The 1,346-nt window shown below is 67.0% G+C and carries 1 protein-coding gene; it reads left to right on the top strand.

What is annotated here, in order from left to right; all coding sequences use genetic code 11:
- The first annotated feature begins 134 nt into the window (after nt 1-134).
- Complete coding sequence (locus EZM81_RS17940) at nt 135-1,175, top strand: IS110 family transposase (protein WP_136646729.1); 1,041 nt, start codon at nt 135-137, stop codon at nt 1,173-1,175.
- Nucleotides 1,176-1,346: the final 171 nt, after the last annotated feature.

Genomic DNA, 1,346 nt, shown 5'->3' with positions numbered 1-1,346 from the left:
ACAGAGATGCCGTAATGGGCGAGTCGCTCCCGGGCCTGACGTTGCGCTGTCGGTTCGGTCAAGAGGCTGGCTATCGTCCTGTCACGGCCGACCGTTCCGGTCGGCGGCAACGATCCGAACGGGAGGATGAGACCATGGATCATTTTGTCGGCATCGACGTGTCACTTGAAAGCTGCTCCGTCTGCGTCGTGGGCCCGTCGGGCAGTGTGGTGCGGGAAGCAAAGGTCGCCAGCGAACCTGAGGCGCTGATCGCTTTCCTGCGCGGAATGGATGTGAGCATCACTGGCATCGGGCTTGAGGCCGGACCGCTGTCGCAATGGCTGCATCGTCATCTCTGCGCGGCCGGGCTGGATGCGGTCCTGATGGAAACCCGCCAGGTCAAGGGCGCGCTGAAGGCCATGCCGATCAAGACTGATCGCCGTGATGCGCTCGGAATTGCGCAGCTGATCCGCATGGGCTGGTTCCGCCCGGTGCATTGCAAGTCGGTCTCGGCGCAGGAACTCCGTGCCTTGCTCGGCGCGCGCCGGACGCTGCAGAAGTCGATGATCAGCATCGAGCTGTCGATGCGCGGCATGTTGCGCGGCTTCGGCCTCAAGCTCGGCCAGATCACACGGCGGCGGTTGCCGGAACGCGCCCGCGAACTTGCGGAAGGCAACGAGATGCTGACGGCGATGGTGACCGCTATGTTGCGCGGCCACGCCGCCCTTCGGAGCGAACTGGCAAAGCTCGAGAACCGCCTGCGCCGGATCGCGCGGGCCGACCGGGTGTGTCGCTTGATGATGACCGTTCCCGGCGTCGGCGCCGTGGTGGCGTTGCAGGTCAAGGCGGGCATCGACGATCCCGCGCGCTTCCGGTCCTCGAAGATGGTCGGCCCGCACTTCGGCCTGACACCGCGCCGGGAGCAATCCGGTGAACGCGACGTGGTGGGCGCGATCAGCGCTGCGGGCGACCAGAACGTGCGCACCGCGCTGTTCCAAGCGGCGACGGTGATGCTCTATCAGTCGCAGACCAAGAGCTGGCTCAAGGCCTGGGGCATGCAGGTCGCCAAGCGACGCGGCATGAAACGCGCGGTCGTTGCCGTCGCTCGTCGCCTCGGCGTGGTCCTGCACCGGATGTGGAGCGATGGCACGACCTTCAGGTTGACCCATCCCGCCGGTGCCAGCGCGGCGGCGTGACGACGCGATCCCGATCCGACTGACCCGAGCGCCGCTCGCCCGCTGCCCCCCCGAATTGGACCGGGATGCCCGGTCCTCCGATGTCCCTTCGCCGGGACGCGGTCTCGATGATGCCGTACGTTCGCTGGTGCCGCCCGCAAGGTCGAGCACGCGACTAGAGATCGGCACGCG

Source organism: Tabrizicola sp. YIM 78059, from assembly GCF_004959785.1.
In the GTDB taxonomy this organism is placed as follows: domain Bacteria; phylum Pseudomonadota; class Alphaproteobacteria; order Rhodobacterales; family Rhodobacteraceae; genus Tabrizicola; species Tabrizicola caldifontis.
The sequence above is the reverse complement of the archived record's forward strand: the minus strand, read 5'-3'. Positions and strand labels throughout refer to the sequence as shown.

Excerpts from the sequence above, each read along its gene's own strand:
- EZM81_RS17940 (WP_136646729.1), top strand. The coding sequence starts at position 135 with ATGGATCATTTTGTCGGCATCGACGTGTCACTTGAAAGCTGCTCCGTC.